12 protein-coding genes and 1 tRNA gene are annotated in these 13,158 nt (G+C 71.2%); 5 read left to right on the top strand and 8 right to left on the bottom strand.

The window, feature by feature from the left end:
• Window positions 1-24 precede the first annotated feature (24 nt).
• Both ACYVJ3_RS07805 and ACYVJ3_RS07810 read left to right on the top strand, forming a co-directional pair.
• The gene (locus ACYVJ3_RS07805; protein ID WP_460852203.1) at window positions 25-603 is read left to right on the top strand and encodes a hemerythrin domain-containing protein; all 579 of its coding nucleotides are present in this window, start codon (window positions 25-27) and stop codon (window positions 601-603) included.
• Window positions 603-1,157, top strand: a complete 555-nt coding sequence (locus ACYVJ3_RS07810; protein ID WP_460852204.1) for a type 1 glutamine amidotransferase domain-containing protein — start codon at window positions 603-605, stop codon at window positions 1,155-1,157. The genes ACYVJ3_RS07805 and ACYVJ3_RS07810 overlap by 1 nt, the downstream gene beginning before the upstream one ends.
• A gap of 61 nt (window positions 1,158-1,218) precedes the next feature.
• Here ACYVJ3_RS07810 and ACYVJ3_RS07815 read toward each other — a convergent pair.
• Window positions 1,219-1,292: transfer RNA gene (locus ACYVJ3_RS07815), tRNA-Pro, on the bottom strand.
• Window positions 1,293-1,353: 61 nt separating this feature from the next.
• Window positions 1,354-4,662, bottom strand: a complete 3,309-nt coding sequence (locus ACYVJ3_RS07820; protein ID WP_460852206.1) for an error-prone DNA polymerase — start codon at window positions 4,660-4,662, stop codon at window positions 1,354-1,356.
• 78 nt (window positions 4,663-4,740) lie between these two features.
• Between ACYVJ3_RS07820 and ACYVJ3_RS07825 the strand changes: the two genes are divergently transcribed.
• Window positions 4,741-4,926: a hypothetical protein gene (locus ACYVJ3_RS07825; protein WP_460852207.1), complete on the top strand. Its 186-nt coding sequence runs from the start codon at window positions 4,741-4,743 to the stop codon at window positions 4,924-4,926.
• Between the two features lie 17 nt (window positions 4,927-4,943).
• Window positions 4,944-5,186: a DUF1272 domain-containing protein gene (locus tag ACYVJ3_RS07830; protein WP_460852208.1), complete on the top strand. Its 243-nt coding sequence runs from the start codon at window positions 4,944-4,946 to the stop codon at window positions 5,184-5,186.
• A gap of 1 nt (window position 5,187) precedes the next feature.
• Here ACYVJ3_RS07830 and ACYVJ3_RS07835 read toward each other — a convergent pair whose 3' ends face one another.
• The 6 genes from ACYVJ3_RS07835 to ACYVJ3_RS07860 all read right to left on the bottom strand — a co-directional run bounded on the left by ACYVJ3_RS07835 (window position 5,188) and on the right by ACYVJ3_RS07860 (window position 11,977).
• Entirely contained in the window at window positions 5,188-6,834 is a 1,647-nt protein-coding gene (locus tag ACYVJ3_RS07835; RefSeq protein WP_460852209.1) for a DNA polymerase Y family protein, read from the bottom strand.
• On the bottom strand, window positions 6,834-7,421 hold the full coding sequence (locus ACYVJ3_RS07840; protein WP_460852210.1) for a hypothetical protein: 588 nt from the start codon (window positions 7,419-7,421) through the stop codon (window positions 6,834-6,836). Before ACYVJ3_RS07840 ends, ACYVJ3_RS07835 begins: the two co-directional genes overlap by 1 nt.
• Before the next feature lie 106 nt (window positions 7,422-7,527).
• Entirely contained in the window at window positions 7,528-8,892 is a 1,365-nt protein-coding gene (gene der / locus ACYVJ3_RS07845; RefSeq protein WP_460852211.1) for a ribosome biogenesis GTPase Der, read from the bottom strand.
• The gene (locus ACYVJ3_RS07850; RefSeq protein WP_460852212.1) at window positions 8,885-9,577 is read right to left on the bottom strand and encodes a lysophospholipid acyltransferase family protein; all 693 of its coding nucleotides are present in this window, start codon (window positions 9,575-9,577) and stop codon (window positions 8,885-8,887) included. Before ACYVJ3_RS07850 ends, der begins: the two co-directional genes overlap by 8 nt.
• Window positions 9,574-10,272: a (d)CMP kinase gene (gene cmk, locus ACYVJ3_RS07855; RefSeq protein ID WP_460852213.1), complete on the bottom strand. Its 699-nt coding sequence runs from the start codon at window positions 10,270-10,272 to the stop codon at window positions 9,574-9,576. Before cmk ends, ACYVJ3_RS07850 begins: the two co-directional genes overlap by 4 nt.
• 10 nt (window positions 10,273-10,282) lie before the next feature.
• Window positions 10,283-11,977 (bottom strand): prephenate dehydrogenase, encoded by a 1,695-nt coding sequence (locus ACYVJ3_RS07860; protein WP_460852215.1) that lies wholly within the window; start codon window positions 11,975-11,977, stop codon window positions 10,283-10,285.
• A 179-nt stretch (window positions 11,978-12,156) separates the two neighbouring features.
• On the opposite strand from ACYVJ3_RS07860, the gene ACYVJ3_RS07865 reads away from it, so the two are divergent.
• The gene (locus ACYVJ3_RS07865) at window positions 12,157-13,158 is read left to right on the top strand and encodes an IS481 family transposase (RefSeq protein WP_460852216.1); all 1,002 of its coding nucleotides are present in this window, start codon (window positions 12,157-12,159) and stop codon (window positions 13,156-13,158) included.

A 13,158-nucleotide genomic window follows, 5' to 3' on the forward strand; every position in this document is an offset into this window, starting at 1 on the left:
ATGCCACCACGACAGGAGGAACCCATGCCTGGAGCGACCGATGACATGCTGGCGGCCGCCGAGCTGCCCGAGGGGGACGTGATCCGCATCCTGCTGGAGCAGCACGCGCGGATCCGGACCCTGTTCACCGACGTCCACGACGCCGTCGGCAGCGAGCGCGGCCGGCTGTTCGCCGAGCTGCGCGCCCTGCTCGTCGTCCACGAGACCGCCGAGCAGCTGATCGTGCGCCCGGTCTCCTCGCAGGTCACCGACGACGCGGTGGTCCAGGGACGCATCGAGGAGGAGGCCGACGCGACGAAGGTGCTCGCCGACCTCGACCAGATGGCCCCCGACAGCGCGGAGTTCCACGCGCTGTTCACGGCCTTCGAGCGCTCCGTTGTGGAGCACGCCGAGGCGGAGGAGACGCTGGAGTTCCCGGCCGTGGTCGCCGGTTGCTCCGTCGAGCAACGACAACGCCTGGGCAGCGTGTTGATGGCTGCCGAGCGCATCGCGCCGACACGCCCGCACCCCGCCGTGGCCGGACACGCCACCGCCACGGTGCTGACCCTGCCGATCGCCTCCATCGTCGACCGGACCCGCGATGCGATCGCCAAGGCGAGCTGATGGGCGGCGCCAAGGTCGCCTTCCTGGTCGCGAACGAGGGCATCGAGCGCGTCGAGCTGACCGCGCCGTGGGAAGCGATCAAGGACGCCGGCCACGAACCGGTCCTGTTCAGTCCGCGCGGGGGCGATGCCGCGCTGTACGACCACCTCGACCCGGCCGACGTCTGGCCCACCGCGGCCCTCGCGGACTCCGGCACGGCTGAGGAGTACGCCGCACTCGTGCTGCCCGGCGGCGTCGCCAACTCCGACCAGCTCCGCGCCGATGACGACGCGGTCGCCTTCACGGCGGCATTCCTCGCCTCGGGCAAGCCGGTAGCCGCGATCTGCCACGCGCCGTGGACGCTCGTCGAGGCCGACGCCGTCAAGGGCCGACGGCTGACGTCGTGGCCCAGCCTGGCCACCGACATCCGCAACGCCGGGGGTGAGTGGGTGGACGAGCGCCTGGTCGTCGACGACAACCTGATCACCAGTCGCAAGCCCGACGACCTGCCTGCCTTCACCGCAGCCCTGCTCGAGGCGATCAACCACGGCAGCGCCTCGGCCGAGGCGACGTAGGACTTCCTCCCGACAAGGACGAAGGGGCTCCGCGGATTCCGCGGAGCCCCTTCGACTTCGGTCGGGCTGACAGGATTTGAACCTGCGACCCCTTGACCCCCAGTCAAGTGCGCTACCAAGCTGCGCTACAGCCCGAACACCCCGTTTCCGGAGCCTGTGAAGGTTATCGCAGGACCGCGATCGAGCTGGAATCGGGTCACCTGAAGTCGCGCGAGGCCTGGCGCGACTGGAGCGCAGCACCGGCACCCGGCAGGAGCACGTCGAGCGGCTCGACCCGGTCGGCGATCAGGTTGGTGACACCGTCCTGGCGCTCGAGGCGCCCACGGATCACGACGGCGACCCGGTTGCGTGCGGCCTGGCGGTGGACGCGCATCACGCCCTGGGAGCAGATCACGTTGAGCATCCCGGACTCGTCCTCGAGGTTGAGGAAGGTGATCCCCTGAGCGGTGCCGGGGCGCTGGCGGTGGGTGATCAGGCCGGCCACGTGCACGCGCCGTCCGGCCTCGATCGTGGAGACCTCCCCCACCGCCACGATGCCGTTCTCCTTGAGTCGGGCACGCCAGTGCTCGATCGGGTGCTTGTCCGGCGAGATCCGGGTCGCCCACAGGTCGGCCAGGGTCAGGTCGACCTCGTCCATGGCCGGCAGCTGCGGAGGAGCGGGCGTCGCGGTGGTGCCGGGCAGGTGGGTCGCGCTCTCGGCGTACCCACTCATCCAGAGGGCCTGGCGCCGATCCAACCCGAAGCCCTCGAACGCGCCGGCGGTCGCGAGCGCCTCGAGCTGCTGGGAGGTGAGTCCGGTACGCCGGGCCAGGTCGGTGATGTCGACGTACGCCGCCTCTGCCCGCTCGGCCTCGATCCGCCGGGCGAGCTCCAGGCCGATCCCCTTGACCGCGTCCAGCCCGAGCCGGACCGCGAAGGCGCCGTCGTATCGCACCTGATCATCTGGCCCCCTTTCACCCGATTTCGGGGCCAGATCATCAGGTACGACGGCCTCCAGCCCCGCCTGGGCACCCGAGAGCGCGATGTCGGGACGCAGCACGGTGACGCCGTGCCGGCGCGCGTCGGCGACCAGCGACTGTGGCGAGTAGAAGCCCATCGGCTGGTTGCGCAGCAACCCCGCCAGGAACGCGGCCGGGTAGTGCAGCTTGAACCACGACGAGGCGTAGACCAGCAGCGCGAAGGACAGCGCGTGCGACTCGGCGAACCCGAAGCCGGCGAAGGAGAGGATCTTGACGTAGATCGCGTCGGCCTGGTCGCCGGTGATCCCCTTCTCGGCCATGCCGCGGTAGAGCTTGTCCTTGACCTTCTCGATGCGTTCGATCCCGCGCTTGGACCCCATCGCGCGGCGCAGCAGGTCGGCGTCGTCGCCGGTGCAGTCACCGAGCGCGACGGCCATCTGCATCAGCTGCTCCTGGAAGAGCGGCACACCGAGGGTGCGCTCGAGCACCGGGATGAGCAGCGGGTGGTCGTAGGTGATCTCCTCGCGACCGGTCTTGCGGCGGATGAACGGGTGCACCGCGCCGCCCTGGATCGGGCCGGGCCGGATCAGCGCGATCTCGATGGTGAGGTCGTAGAAGCTGCGCGGCTTGAGCCGCGGCAGCGTGCCGATCTGCGCGCGCGACTCGACCTGGAAGACGCCGATCGAGTCGGCCCGCCCGAGCATGTCGTAGACCTCGGGCTCCTCCTTGGGGATGCTCTGGAGCGTCCACTGCTTGCCGGTCTGCTCGGCGACGAGCCGCATCGTGTGGTCGAGCGCGCCGAGCATGCCCAGCCCGAGCAGGTCGAACTTGACCAGCCCCATCGTCTCGCAGCCGTCCTTGTCCCACTGGAGCACGGTGCGCCCGGGCATCCGGGCCTTCTCGATCGGGCAGACCTCGCCGATCGGCTGCTCGGTCAGCACCATCCCGCCGGAGTGGATGCCGAGGTGGCGTGGCGCGGTCAGGAACTGCTCGGCGAGCTCACGCACCTGCGGGGGTACGCCGGTCTCCTCGGGCACCTCGTGCCCCCAGCCGTCGACCTGCTTGGACCACGCGTCCTGCTGGCCGGGCGAGAAGCCGAGCGCCTTGGCGGCGTCGCGGATCGCCATCCGCGGGCGATAGCTGACGATGTTGCAGACCTGCGCGGCGTTGCGTCGGCCGTAGGTGTCGTAGACCCACTGGATGACCTCCTCGCGCCGGTCGGAGTCGAAGTCGACGTCGATGTCGGGCTCCTCCTCGCGGTGCTCGGAGATGAACCGCTCGAAGGGCAGGTTGAAGAAGACCGAGTCGATCGCGGTGATGCCGAGGGCGTAGCAGACCGCCGAGCTCGCGGCCGACCCTCGCCCCTGGCAGAGGATCCCCTTCGAGCGGGCGAAGGCGACGATGTCGTGGACGATGATGAAGTAGCCGGCGAAGTCCTTCTCGGCGATCACCCGCAGCTCCCGCTCGATGCGCTCACGGGCCTGCTGCTCGTGCTCGGTGCCGGCGTACATCGTGACGAAGCCGCGTTCGGTGAGGTGCCGCAGCCAGGTGTCCGGCGTGAAGCCCGCGGGGATGCCCTGCTTGGGCAGCTTGGGTGTCGCCTTGCGCAGGTCGAACGCCAGCTCCTGAGCGAGTACGACGGACCGGCTGATCGCGTCGGGATGGCGACCGAAGCGTGCCAGCATCTCCGCCCCGCTGCGCAGGTGCGCGGAGCCGGAGAGGTCCAGCCGGCCCTCGAGGTCGGCGATCGAGCTGCGGGCGCCGATCGCCGCCATCGCCGTGGCCAGCCGCCGTTGCGCCGGGGTCGCGTGGTGCACGTTGCCGGTCGCGACCACCGGGAGCCTGCGGTCGGCGGCCAGGGCGGCCAGCAGGTCGTTGTCGTCATCGGCGCCGGGGTGGTCGCGGGCGATCAGCTCGACCACCACGTTGTCGGCTCCGAAGCGGTCGACGAGCCGGTCGAGGGCCTGTGCCGCGCCCCGTGCACCATCGCGGGCCAGCGCGGTCCGGACGGCGCCCAGCCGGCAGCCAGTGAGGATCACCCAGTGGTCGCGTCCGAGGTCGACCAGCTCGTCGAGGTCGTGCTGCGGCCGCCCCTTCTCCGGGGCCCTCAGCCCCGCCTCGGTCATCGCACCGGAGAGCCGGTGATACCCCTGGACCCCACGGGCGAGCACCAGCAGGTGCTGGTCGGGCAGCGTCAGCTCGGCGCCGTAGACGGTCGCCATCCCCTGCTCGGTCGCGGCCTCAGCGAAGAGTGGCGCCCCGGCGAACCCGTCGTGATCGGTCAGCGCCAGCCCGCGCAGGCCCAGTCGGGTCGCCTCCTCGACCAGCTGGCGCGGGCTGCTCGCCCCATCCAGGAAGCTGAAGTGGCTGTGGGCGTGGAGCTCGGCGTACGGCGTCACCTCGGCCGGCCGCTCGATGGCGGCCGGCGCCGGCTTGGGTCGGCGCCGCGAGACCGGCGCGTCCAGCCTGGCCGCCTCGCTCGGCGGCCGCCCCGAGAGCCGCCGTTCGATCTCCGCCCAGGGAACCGGCGGGTTGTTCCACCCCATGCCCCATCATTGATCGAACAGGTGTTCGACGTCAACCCGGCCCCGCTTGTTCCTTCCCACGCCGGGTACCGCGACCCCATGGCCGACACCACCCCCGACGACGACCGCGTCCAGCGACGAGCCGAGAACCTCTGGCCCGAGGAGGAGCGGGCCGGCAGCGACGACCCCGAGGCCCAGGCCGAGGCGATCCTCGAGGAGTCCGACGAGCGCACCGACGACCCCGAGGGGACCCGTCACGACAGCAGCCAGACGCCCGGCGGCTGAGGCCGCATACTTGGGCCATGCTGGAGATGAGGCCCTCGTGCGAGTGCTGCGACGTCGACCTCCCGCCCGACTCCGCCGACGCCGTGATCTGCACCTTCGAGTGCACGTGGTGCGCCGCCTGCGCCCACCAGTGCCTCGACGACGTCTGCCCCAACTGCGGCGGCGAGATGGTCAGGCGTCCTCGCCGACCGGCAGCAGGCCTCGCCACCTCACCGGCTTCGACGGAGCGCGTCCACCAGCCCGGTCTGCACCAGGGCTGAGCTACTCGTACGCCGCCTCGACGACCCAGCCGGCCTCAGCCAGCCGCGCGAGCCAGGCCCTCCCGTCGACCCCGACCAGCTGGAACCGCACCGACCGAGCGGCCGAGGCGTCCAGCCACCAGCGCTCCTCGACGGGCCACGGCCCGGCCCAGCCGGCGAGCATCGACCAGACCGCCCGCGGGCCTGATCCGACCCGCAGCCGGGCGGGCGCGCCGGTGACGACACCACGCTCGGTCACCCCGACCTCCTGGCCATGGGCGTCGAGCACCTCCGCCTCGACCGGCGTCGCGAACACCCTGCTGGGCGCGGGGCCGGGGATCGCCCCCGGCCACGGCTCGTCCGTACGCCGGAGCCCCGCCGGCCGAGTGCCCCACGGCATCAGCGCCTGACGGTCCGCGGCACCCCGGCCACCTTGGAGGACGGGCACCCGGACCGCGTCGTACCCCACCATCGCCTGGACCCTGGCGACCCCGCGCAGGACCTGCTCCTCGGCTCCGCCGCCCCAGAGCCCGTCGGCATGGTCGCTGGAGGGCTCGACGGTCTCGGGCAGGAAGCGGACCAGCCCGACCGGCGCCGTGATCGCACCCGCGCTCTTGCGGCTGCGGAGGCCGGACGTCGCCATGCCGGCCTGGAGCTGCCAGTGGACCCGGTCGACGAGGTCGCGGGAGGTGAAGCAACGCGGGTGCAGCCAGGTCCGCGCGCTCAGCCCGCCCTCACCCTCGAACTCCGCCTCGATGCGTACGCCGGTCGCGACCAGCTGCCGATCGGCGAGACCCGCGACGAACTTCTCCGCCGTGGTCCGCACCGAGAACGTCACCGCCTCGGCCGACTCGAGCGGCGGCTCGAAGGAGACCTCGCAGGCCAGCTCCGGCGGCGGCTCGCGGCCGGCGACCAGCGACCGGCCTCGCCCGTGCACCCGGCGCCAGAGATCGGTGCCGTAGGCGCCGAACCGGTTGCTGACCTCGTCGGGACCGAACGCCGCGAACTCGCCCAGCCGGGTCAGCCCGAGCCGTCGCAGCAGGTCGGCGACCTCGCGGCCCTCCTCGCCGTCGTCGGCGAGCACGGTGATCGCGAGTCCCCGCAGGAACTCGGCGGACTCCCCCGGCGCGACCACGACGCAGCCCTGCACCGGAGCGCCACGCGCGGCGCGCTCGGCGGTGTAGAGATCGTCGGCGACCCCGAACCGGCAGTCCCAGACCCCGGCCGCGACCAGGTGCTCGGCCAGCAGCGCGACCGTCGACTCCTCGCTCCCGGTCGCCCCCGCCCCGAATCGACCGGCCGCCGAGACCGCCATCAACCCCGGCCGGATCGGCGCGACCCCGGGCCGCAGGTCCTCGACCACCCCGAGCACCGGCTCGAACCAGCGCGCGTCCCGGTCGGGGTCCGCCTTGAGCAGCACCACCTCGGGACACCGCGACTGCGCGTCACGCCGACGCAGCCCCCGGCGCACGCCCTCGTCACGGGCCGCCTGGTTGCAGACCTGGACGATGTTGCCGTGCAGCACCACCGCCGGCGCGCGGGAGGAGAGGTCGTTGGTTGAGTAGTCCGAGCGAGGAACGAGCGAGGACGTATCGAAACCATCCGCCGCCTCGGCGAGCGCCGCGGTCACCGACCAGTCCGGGCACCAGACGACCAGGACGCGCGCCATCAGCCGACCAGCGGGAAGTCGATCCCACGAGACCGCGGGCGACCCATCACGTCGACCGAGACCGTCATCCGTCGCGACCGCAACCGCCCCGACCCCTGACCGACACCGGTCCACTCGTTCTCCAGCGAGGCCAGCCGTGCCTCGCAGCGCGGCCAGTCACCGTGCACCACCAGCACGCCGGATCGCGCCCGCAACCGCGCGTCGAGGATCGAGGCGGACTTGGCGTCGACCTTCGAGGTCGGCCGCAGCACGACGACCTTGAGCACGTCGACCAGCGCGGCCGTCACCTCGAGCCAGTGCTCACCCGGTGTCGGTACGACGACCGTGCGACCCAGGTCGATGCCGAGCTGGTGCGCCGCCTCGGCGCCGAAGTCGTCCCAGCCGGCGAAGCCGACCCACTCCCCTGCCTTCGACGCCCCCGCAGCGAGCGCCATCGCCAAGGAGGCCGACTGCACGGCGTACGAGCCGCCGGTGCGCAGCTGCACCAGGCCGTCGAACATCGGCAGCACCGGGACGGTCAGCCGGGTCGGCCCGCCCTGCAGCGCGGAGATCTGCCCCCGCAGCTGCTCGACGACCGCCAGACTCATTCCTCCATGATCGAACAGATGTTCGATCAATGCAAGAGGGGCCTGAGCCGTGGTTTCGATACGCCCTCGCCTAGCGGCTCGGGCTACTCAACCACCGGAAGGGTGACTACTTGCGCTTGCGCTTCTCGCGTGCCTTGACGTCGATCACGATCGGCGTACCGACGAAGCCGAACTCCTCGCGCAGACGACGCTCGATGAACCGCTCGTAACCCTGGTCGAGCTTGCCGGAGGTGAACAGCTTGAACGTCGGCGGCGCGACGGTGACCTGGGTGCCGAAGAGGACCTTGGGCTGCTTGCCGGAGCGCACCGGGTGCGGGTGCTCGGCGACGAGTCGGCCCAGGAACGCGTTGAGCGCGCCGGTGGTGACCCGGGTCTCCCAGCCCTCGATCGCCTTGTCCAGCGCCGGCACCAGCCGGTCGATGTGCCAGCCGGTCTTGGCGGTGATGTTGATCCGTGGCGCCCACTGGACCTGCACCAGGTCGCGCTCGATCTCGCGGTCGAGGTAGTAGCGGCGCTCCTCGTCGACGAGGTCCCACTTGTTGAAGGCGATGACGAGGGCCTTGCCGGCCTCGCGGACCTCCTGGAGGATCCGCAGGTCCTGCTCGGCGATCGACTCCTGGCCGTCCAGCACGAGCACGCAGACCTCCGCCCGCTCGATCGCGGTCGACGTACGCAGCCAGGCGTAGTACTCGTGGCCCGAGGCCTCCTTGACCCGCTTGCGGATGCCGGCGGTGTCGATGAAGCGCCACTCGCGTCCACCGAGCTCGACCACCTCGTCGACGGGGTCGACGGTCGTGCCGGCGACGTTGTCGACGACGACACGGTTCTCGCCGGCCAGCTTGTTGAGCAGCGAGGACTTGCCGACGTTCGGGCGACCGACGATCGCGATGCGACGCGGGCCGCCGACCTCGTGGTCCTGCTCGTCGGGCAGGTCGGGAAGGATCGCCAGGACGGCGTCCAGCAGGTCACCCGAGCCGCGGCCGTGCAGCGCGGAGACCATGAACGGCTCGCCCAGGCCGAGGTTCCACAGCGCGAACGCCTCGGCCTCCTGACGCTCGTCGTCGACCTTGTTCGCGGCCAGCAGGACGGGCTTGCCGGAGCGTCGCAGGACGCGTACGACGGCCTCGTCGGCGTCGGTGATCCCGATGGTCGCGTCGACGACGAACATCACCGCGTCGGCGAGGGAGACCGCGATCTCGGCCTGCTCCTTGATCCGCTCGGCCAGGCCACGAGCGTCGGGGTCCCAGCCGCCGGTGTCGACGAGGGTGAAGGCCTTGCCGTTCCAGTCGGCGTCGTAGGAGACGCGGTCGCGGGTGACCCCGGGGATGTCCTGGACGACCGCCTCGCGCCGTCCGAGGATCCGGTTCACCAGGGTGGACTTGCCCACGTTGGGGCGTCCCACCACGGCGAGCACCGGAAGGCGGCCGTACCCGGCCGGGTCGGTGGTCAGGTCGGTCGGCTGGTCAGTCATCACGGTCCCTCTTCGAAGCATCGACGGGCAGCGGCCCCGGCAACGATCTGCCGGTCTCGCTCACTGCTCTCCACAGATCCTCCCGCATGTGGTCGCGCAGGTCCGCATTGATGGCCGCGACCTGCGCCTTGGTCCGCGGCCAGGTGTGCGCAGCGACACGGAAGGGCCGCCCGAACACCATCTCGATCCGAGCGCCCCGAGGTGGCAGCGAGCCGGCCGGCCCACCGGCCTCGCGGGTGCCCAGGAACGTCAGCGGCACGACGGGCGCGCCACTCACCATGGCGAGGTACGCCGCGCCCGGGCGGAACGTCGTCAGCTCGCCGTCGCCCCGTGTCCCCTCGGGGAACACGCCGACCGCGCCCCCGTGGTCGAGGACGTGCAGGCTGGCGCGGATCGCCGCCGGGTCGGTGCGTCCGCGATCCAGCGGCACCTGGCCGGCGAGCCGCAGGAAGCCACCGGCACGTCCCTGGAACATCTCCAGCTTGGTCAGTGCGTGCACCGGCCTCGGCGAGAAGATCGCCATCAACGGGCCGTCGATGATCCCGATGTGGTTGGCGGCCACGATCACCGGACCCGTGGACGGGAACCGCTCCGCATGGTGCAGACGTACGTCGTACCGCAGCCTGACCAGCCGCCGCGATGCCGGCCGTCCCCCGTGGAGCAGCCACCGGGGCGGGTGCTTCATGAGTCGTCGACGGGTCCCGTGATGAGCCCCGCGACGAGGTCGACGACCTGCTCGAGCGTCAGGTCGGTGGAGTCGATGTGCACCGCTCCCTCGACCATGGTCAGCGGTGCGGTCGCGCGCCCGGAGTCGATCTTGTCGCGAGCGAGCAGGGACGCCTCGGTGGCCGCGACCTTGTCGCTGTCGGCGCCGACGCCGTTCTCCAGCGCCCGCCGCGCTGCGCGAGCAGCCGGGTCGGCGGAGAGGTAGACCTTGACCTCGGCGTCCGGCCACACGACGGAGGCGATGTCACGACCCTCGACGACGATGCCGCCGTCACCGATGATGCGTCGCTGCTCGTCGAGCAGCCGCTGACGCACCTCGGGCACGGCGCTGACCGGGGAGACGGCGGCGTTGACCTCGTCGGAGCGGATGTCCACCGACGCGTCGACCCCATCGACGGTGATCGTCGGAGCGCTCGGGTCGGTGCCGGAGACCAGGACCGGATTCGTGGCATGGGCCGCGACCGCCGCGGGGTCGTGGATGTCGATGCCGTTGCGCAGCATCCACAGCGCCACGGCGCGGAACATCGCACCGGTGTCGAGGTAGCGCAGACCGAACCGGCCGGCCACCGCGCGGCACGTGCTGGACTTCCCGGAACCGGAGGTTCCATCGACGGCAACGACGAGCGAGTCCAGGTCCACAGGCGCCAAGTTCACGGGCGGGAGCCTACCGTTGGGTCTCCCAGCCCCGAGCCTGGAGCGCCCCGATCAGCTCCTCGGCCTGCGAGGACTCGACGTCGATCTCGACCAGGCCGTACTCACGGCCAGGATCGTGGTCGATGCGCACGTCCTCGATGTTGACCCCGCTGTCGCCGGCGTCCATGAAGAGGCGCTTGAGCTCGCCCGGGTGGTCGGGCACCGTCACCCGCACCGCCGTCATCGGGCGCAGCGGACCGCCGTGCTTGCCGGGGATCGCCTGGGTGCCGACGTTGCCCTGCAGCAGCAAGGACGCGAGACCCTCGCGGTCACCAGCCTGGACGGCTTCGATGGCCAGGTCGAGCCGCGACCGCACCTCGCCCAGCAGGTCGGCCACCGCCTTGGCATTGCCGCCGATGATCTGGGTGTAGAGCCGCGCGTCTCCCCCGGCGACCCGGGTGACATCGCGGATCCCCTGACCGGAGAGCGCGAGGTGGTTGGGGGCCGCGCCGGCCAGCGTCCCGGCCACCAGCGCTGACATCAGGTGCGGCACGTGCGACGTACGCGCGACCGCGCGGTCGTGCTCGACCGGCTCCAGACGTACGACGACCCCGCCGCACACCTGCACCAGGCTCTCGACCAGCTGGACCGCGCTCGCGGTGTTGGCGCCGGTCGCGGTCACGGCCCACGGCCGACCGTCGAACAGGGTGGGCGACGCGGTCAGCGGGCCCGACCGCTCGGTGCCTGCCATCGGGTGGCTGCCGACGTAACGAGCCGCGTTCGGGTGGCTCTGCACCGCCTGCAGCGGCCCCTCCTTGACGCTGCCGACGTCGGTGACGACGGTGTCCGGCCCGGCGAGGTCCAGCGCCTGCAGGATCGTCCCGCCGAGGTGATCGGGCGGAACCGCCACGACGACCAGCTGGGGCACGTCCTCGGGCCTGCGCGGCCGCCCTGCACCCAGGCCGCTCGCGGTCCGGACGTGGTCGGGATCGGCGTCACTGAGCAGCACCTCGAGGCCCGCACGTCGGCAGGCCAGGGCGATCGAGGTGCCGATCAATCCGGTCCCGACGACCTCGACGGGGCCGACGAGGCGACCGGCGCCGTTCGCTTCATCCACGGGCGCAACCCTAGCGTCGCGCGCGTTCCCGGCCGCTGTCGCCCGCAGACGCCGCGGGCCCACGCCGGTCCACCCACACACCCAGGTCAGCGCACGACCGCGGCCCAGGGCCAGCAGCCGACCGCGGACGTCGGAGGCCCACGGTCCGGGCGGCCGCAGGTCGAGCCGCGCCCGATCCGTCCCATCGACATGACGCACGCCGGTCACCGAGCCGGATGCCGTGACCACGCCGGACACGGTCAGCAGCATCCCCAGCGGCTCGTCGCGCCTCTGGCGGAGGTCGATGCCCATCTCGTGCCGCCACTCCAGCGGCCATGGCCCTGCCATGACCGTCGCCGCCGCCTGCCAACCGGCGGTGACATCCACGACGGTCCCCCGGGGCACCCGTCCGACCAGGCACCCGGCAGGAAAGATCTCCTGCAGGTCGCCGGCGGTCAGGGCCGGACGCGAGAGCAGAGCACCCACGCGCTCGCTGTCGTAGAGGTTCGAAGCACCGGTCCGCACCGGATGGCCGGCGATACCCGTCGCCAACAGGTGCTGCGAAGCTGACCAGCTGAGACCGAGCTGTCCGAGCAGACCTGCCGCTTCACGGGTGGAGATGAGTGCCATGCAGGACAGCCTGGCTTCCAGCACCGACATCACCGCCGGCCGCTAGGGACTATGGGCCAGTTGGCCCATAGTCCCTAGCTGTAGTTCCCCGACAGGTTGTGAACGGCTTGGCATAGACGAATAGCGAGGACCTCCAGTACGGAGGGGGTTACCACACCAACCCTCAACTGGAGGTCCTCGTGACTCACGCTAATGCTCCGCTCACTCCGGTCGGTCGTCAGCGCCTTGCCGAGCTGATTGTGATCCAGGGCTGGCCGGTGCGCCGGGCAGCTGAACGGTTCCAGGTCTCACCAGCCACCGCGTCGAAGTGGGCGCGTCGGCTGCGGGCCGGTCAGCCGATGACCGACCGCCCATCACGACCGCGCTCCTGCCCGAAGCAGGTCCCGCGGAGGATCGAGCATCGGATCGTGAATCTGCGCTACACACGTCGGTGGGGACCGCATCGGATCGGATATCACCTCGGTGTCCCGCGGTCGACCGTCGGCCGCGTGCTGGCCCGCTACCGGATGCCGCTGCTGGTCAACATCGACCAGGCCACAGGTCTGCCGGTCCGTAGACCCAAACCGGTCCGTTACGAGGCCAGTGCGCCGGGCGAACTCGTGCACGTCGACATCAAGAAGCTTGGCCGGATCCCCGACGGTGGTGGCTGGCGCGTCCACGGCCGCGGATCGGCCCAGGATCGGCGGGCACATGTCGCACGCAACAAGGCCTTCCGCGCCGGTGATGCCGCGTCACGCGGCTACATCTTCTTGCACCACGCCATCGATGACCACACCCGGCTGGCCTACTCCGAACAACTGCTGGACGAGAAGAAGGAGACCGCTGCCGGTTTCTGGAAACGAGCCCAGGCGTTCTTCGCTGACGCCGGCATCACCGTCAGCGCGGTAATGACCGACAACGGTCCGTGCTACCGATCTGGCGCCTTCGCCGCTGCCTTGGGCGAAGGCGTGAAGCACCGTCGGACCCGGCCATACCGGCCCCAGACCAACGGCAAGGTAGAACGCTTCAACCGCACCCTGATGACCGAGTGGGCCTACGCCCAGGCCTACCCGTCCAACGACGCCCGTTCAGCCACCTACGACGCCTGGGTCCACTCCTACAATCACCACCGACCCCACACCGGCATCGCAGGCCTCGCCCCCGCCGACCGCGTTCACAACGTCACGGGGAACTACACCTAG

The organism is Nocardioides montaniterrae (genome assembly GCF_054782655.1).

What these genes read in the sequence shown, in the direction of transcription:
- ACYVJ3_RS07810 (WP_460852204.1), top strand. Translation starts at nt 603, where the DNA reads ATGGGCGGCGCCAAGGTCGCCTTCCTGGTCGCGAACGAGGGCATCGAG.
- ACYVJ3_RS07840 (WP_460852210.1), bottom strand. Translation starts at nt 7,421, where the DNA reads ATGAGTCTGGCGGTCGTCGAGCAGCTGCGGGGGCAGATCTCCGCGCTG.
- ACYVJ3_RS07820 (WP_460852206.1), bottom strand. Translation starts at nt 4,662, where the DNA reads ATGGGGTGGAACAACCCGCCGGTTCCCTGGGCGGAGATCGAACGGCGG.
- ACYVJ3_RS07805 (WP_460852203.1), top strand. Translation starts at nt 25, where the DNA reads ATGCCTGGAGCGACCGATGACATGCTGGCGGCCGCCGAGCTGCCCGAG.
- ACYVJ3_RS07835 (WP_460852209.1), bottom strand. Translation starts at nt 6,834, where the DNA reads ATGGCGCGCGTCCTGGTCGTCTGGTGCCCGGACTGGTCGGTGACCGCG.
- ACYVJ3_RS07825 (WP_460852207.1), top strand. Translation starts at nt 4,741, where the DNA reads ATGGCCGACACCACCCCCGACGACGACCGCGTCCAGCGACGAGCCGAG.
- ACYVJ3_RS07850 (WP_460852212.1), bottom strand. Translation starts at nt 9,577, where the DNA reads ATGAAGCACCCGCCCCGGTGGCTGCTCCACGGGGGACGGCCGGCATCG.
- ACYVJ3_RS07860 (WP_460852215.1), bottom strand. Translation starts at nt 11,977, where the DNA reads ATGGCACTCATCTCCACCCGTGAAGCGGCAGGTCTGCTCGGACAGCTC.
- der (WP_460852211.1), bottom strand. Translation starts at nt 8,892, where the DNA reads ATGACTGACCAGCCGACCGACCTGACCACCGACCCGGCCGGGTACGGC.
- ACYVJ3_RS07830 (WP_460852208.1), top strand. Translation starts at nt 4,944, where the DNA reads ATGCTGGAGATGAGGCCCTCGTGCGAGTGCTGCGACGTCGACCTCCCG.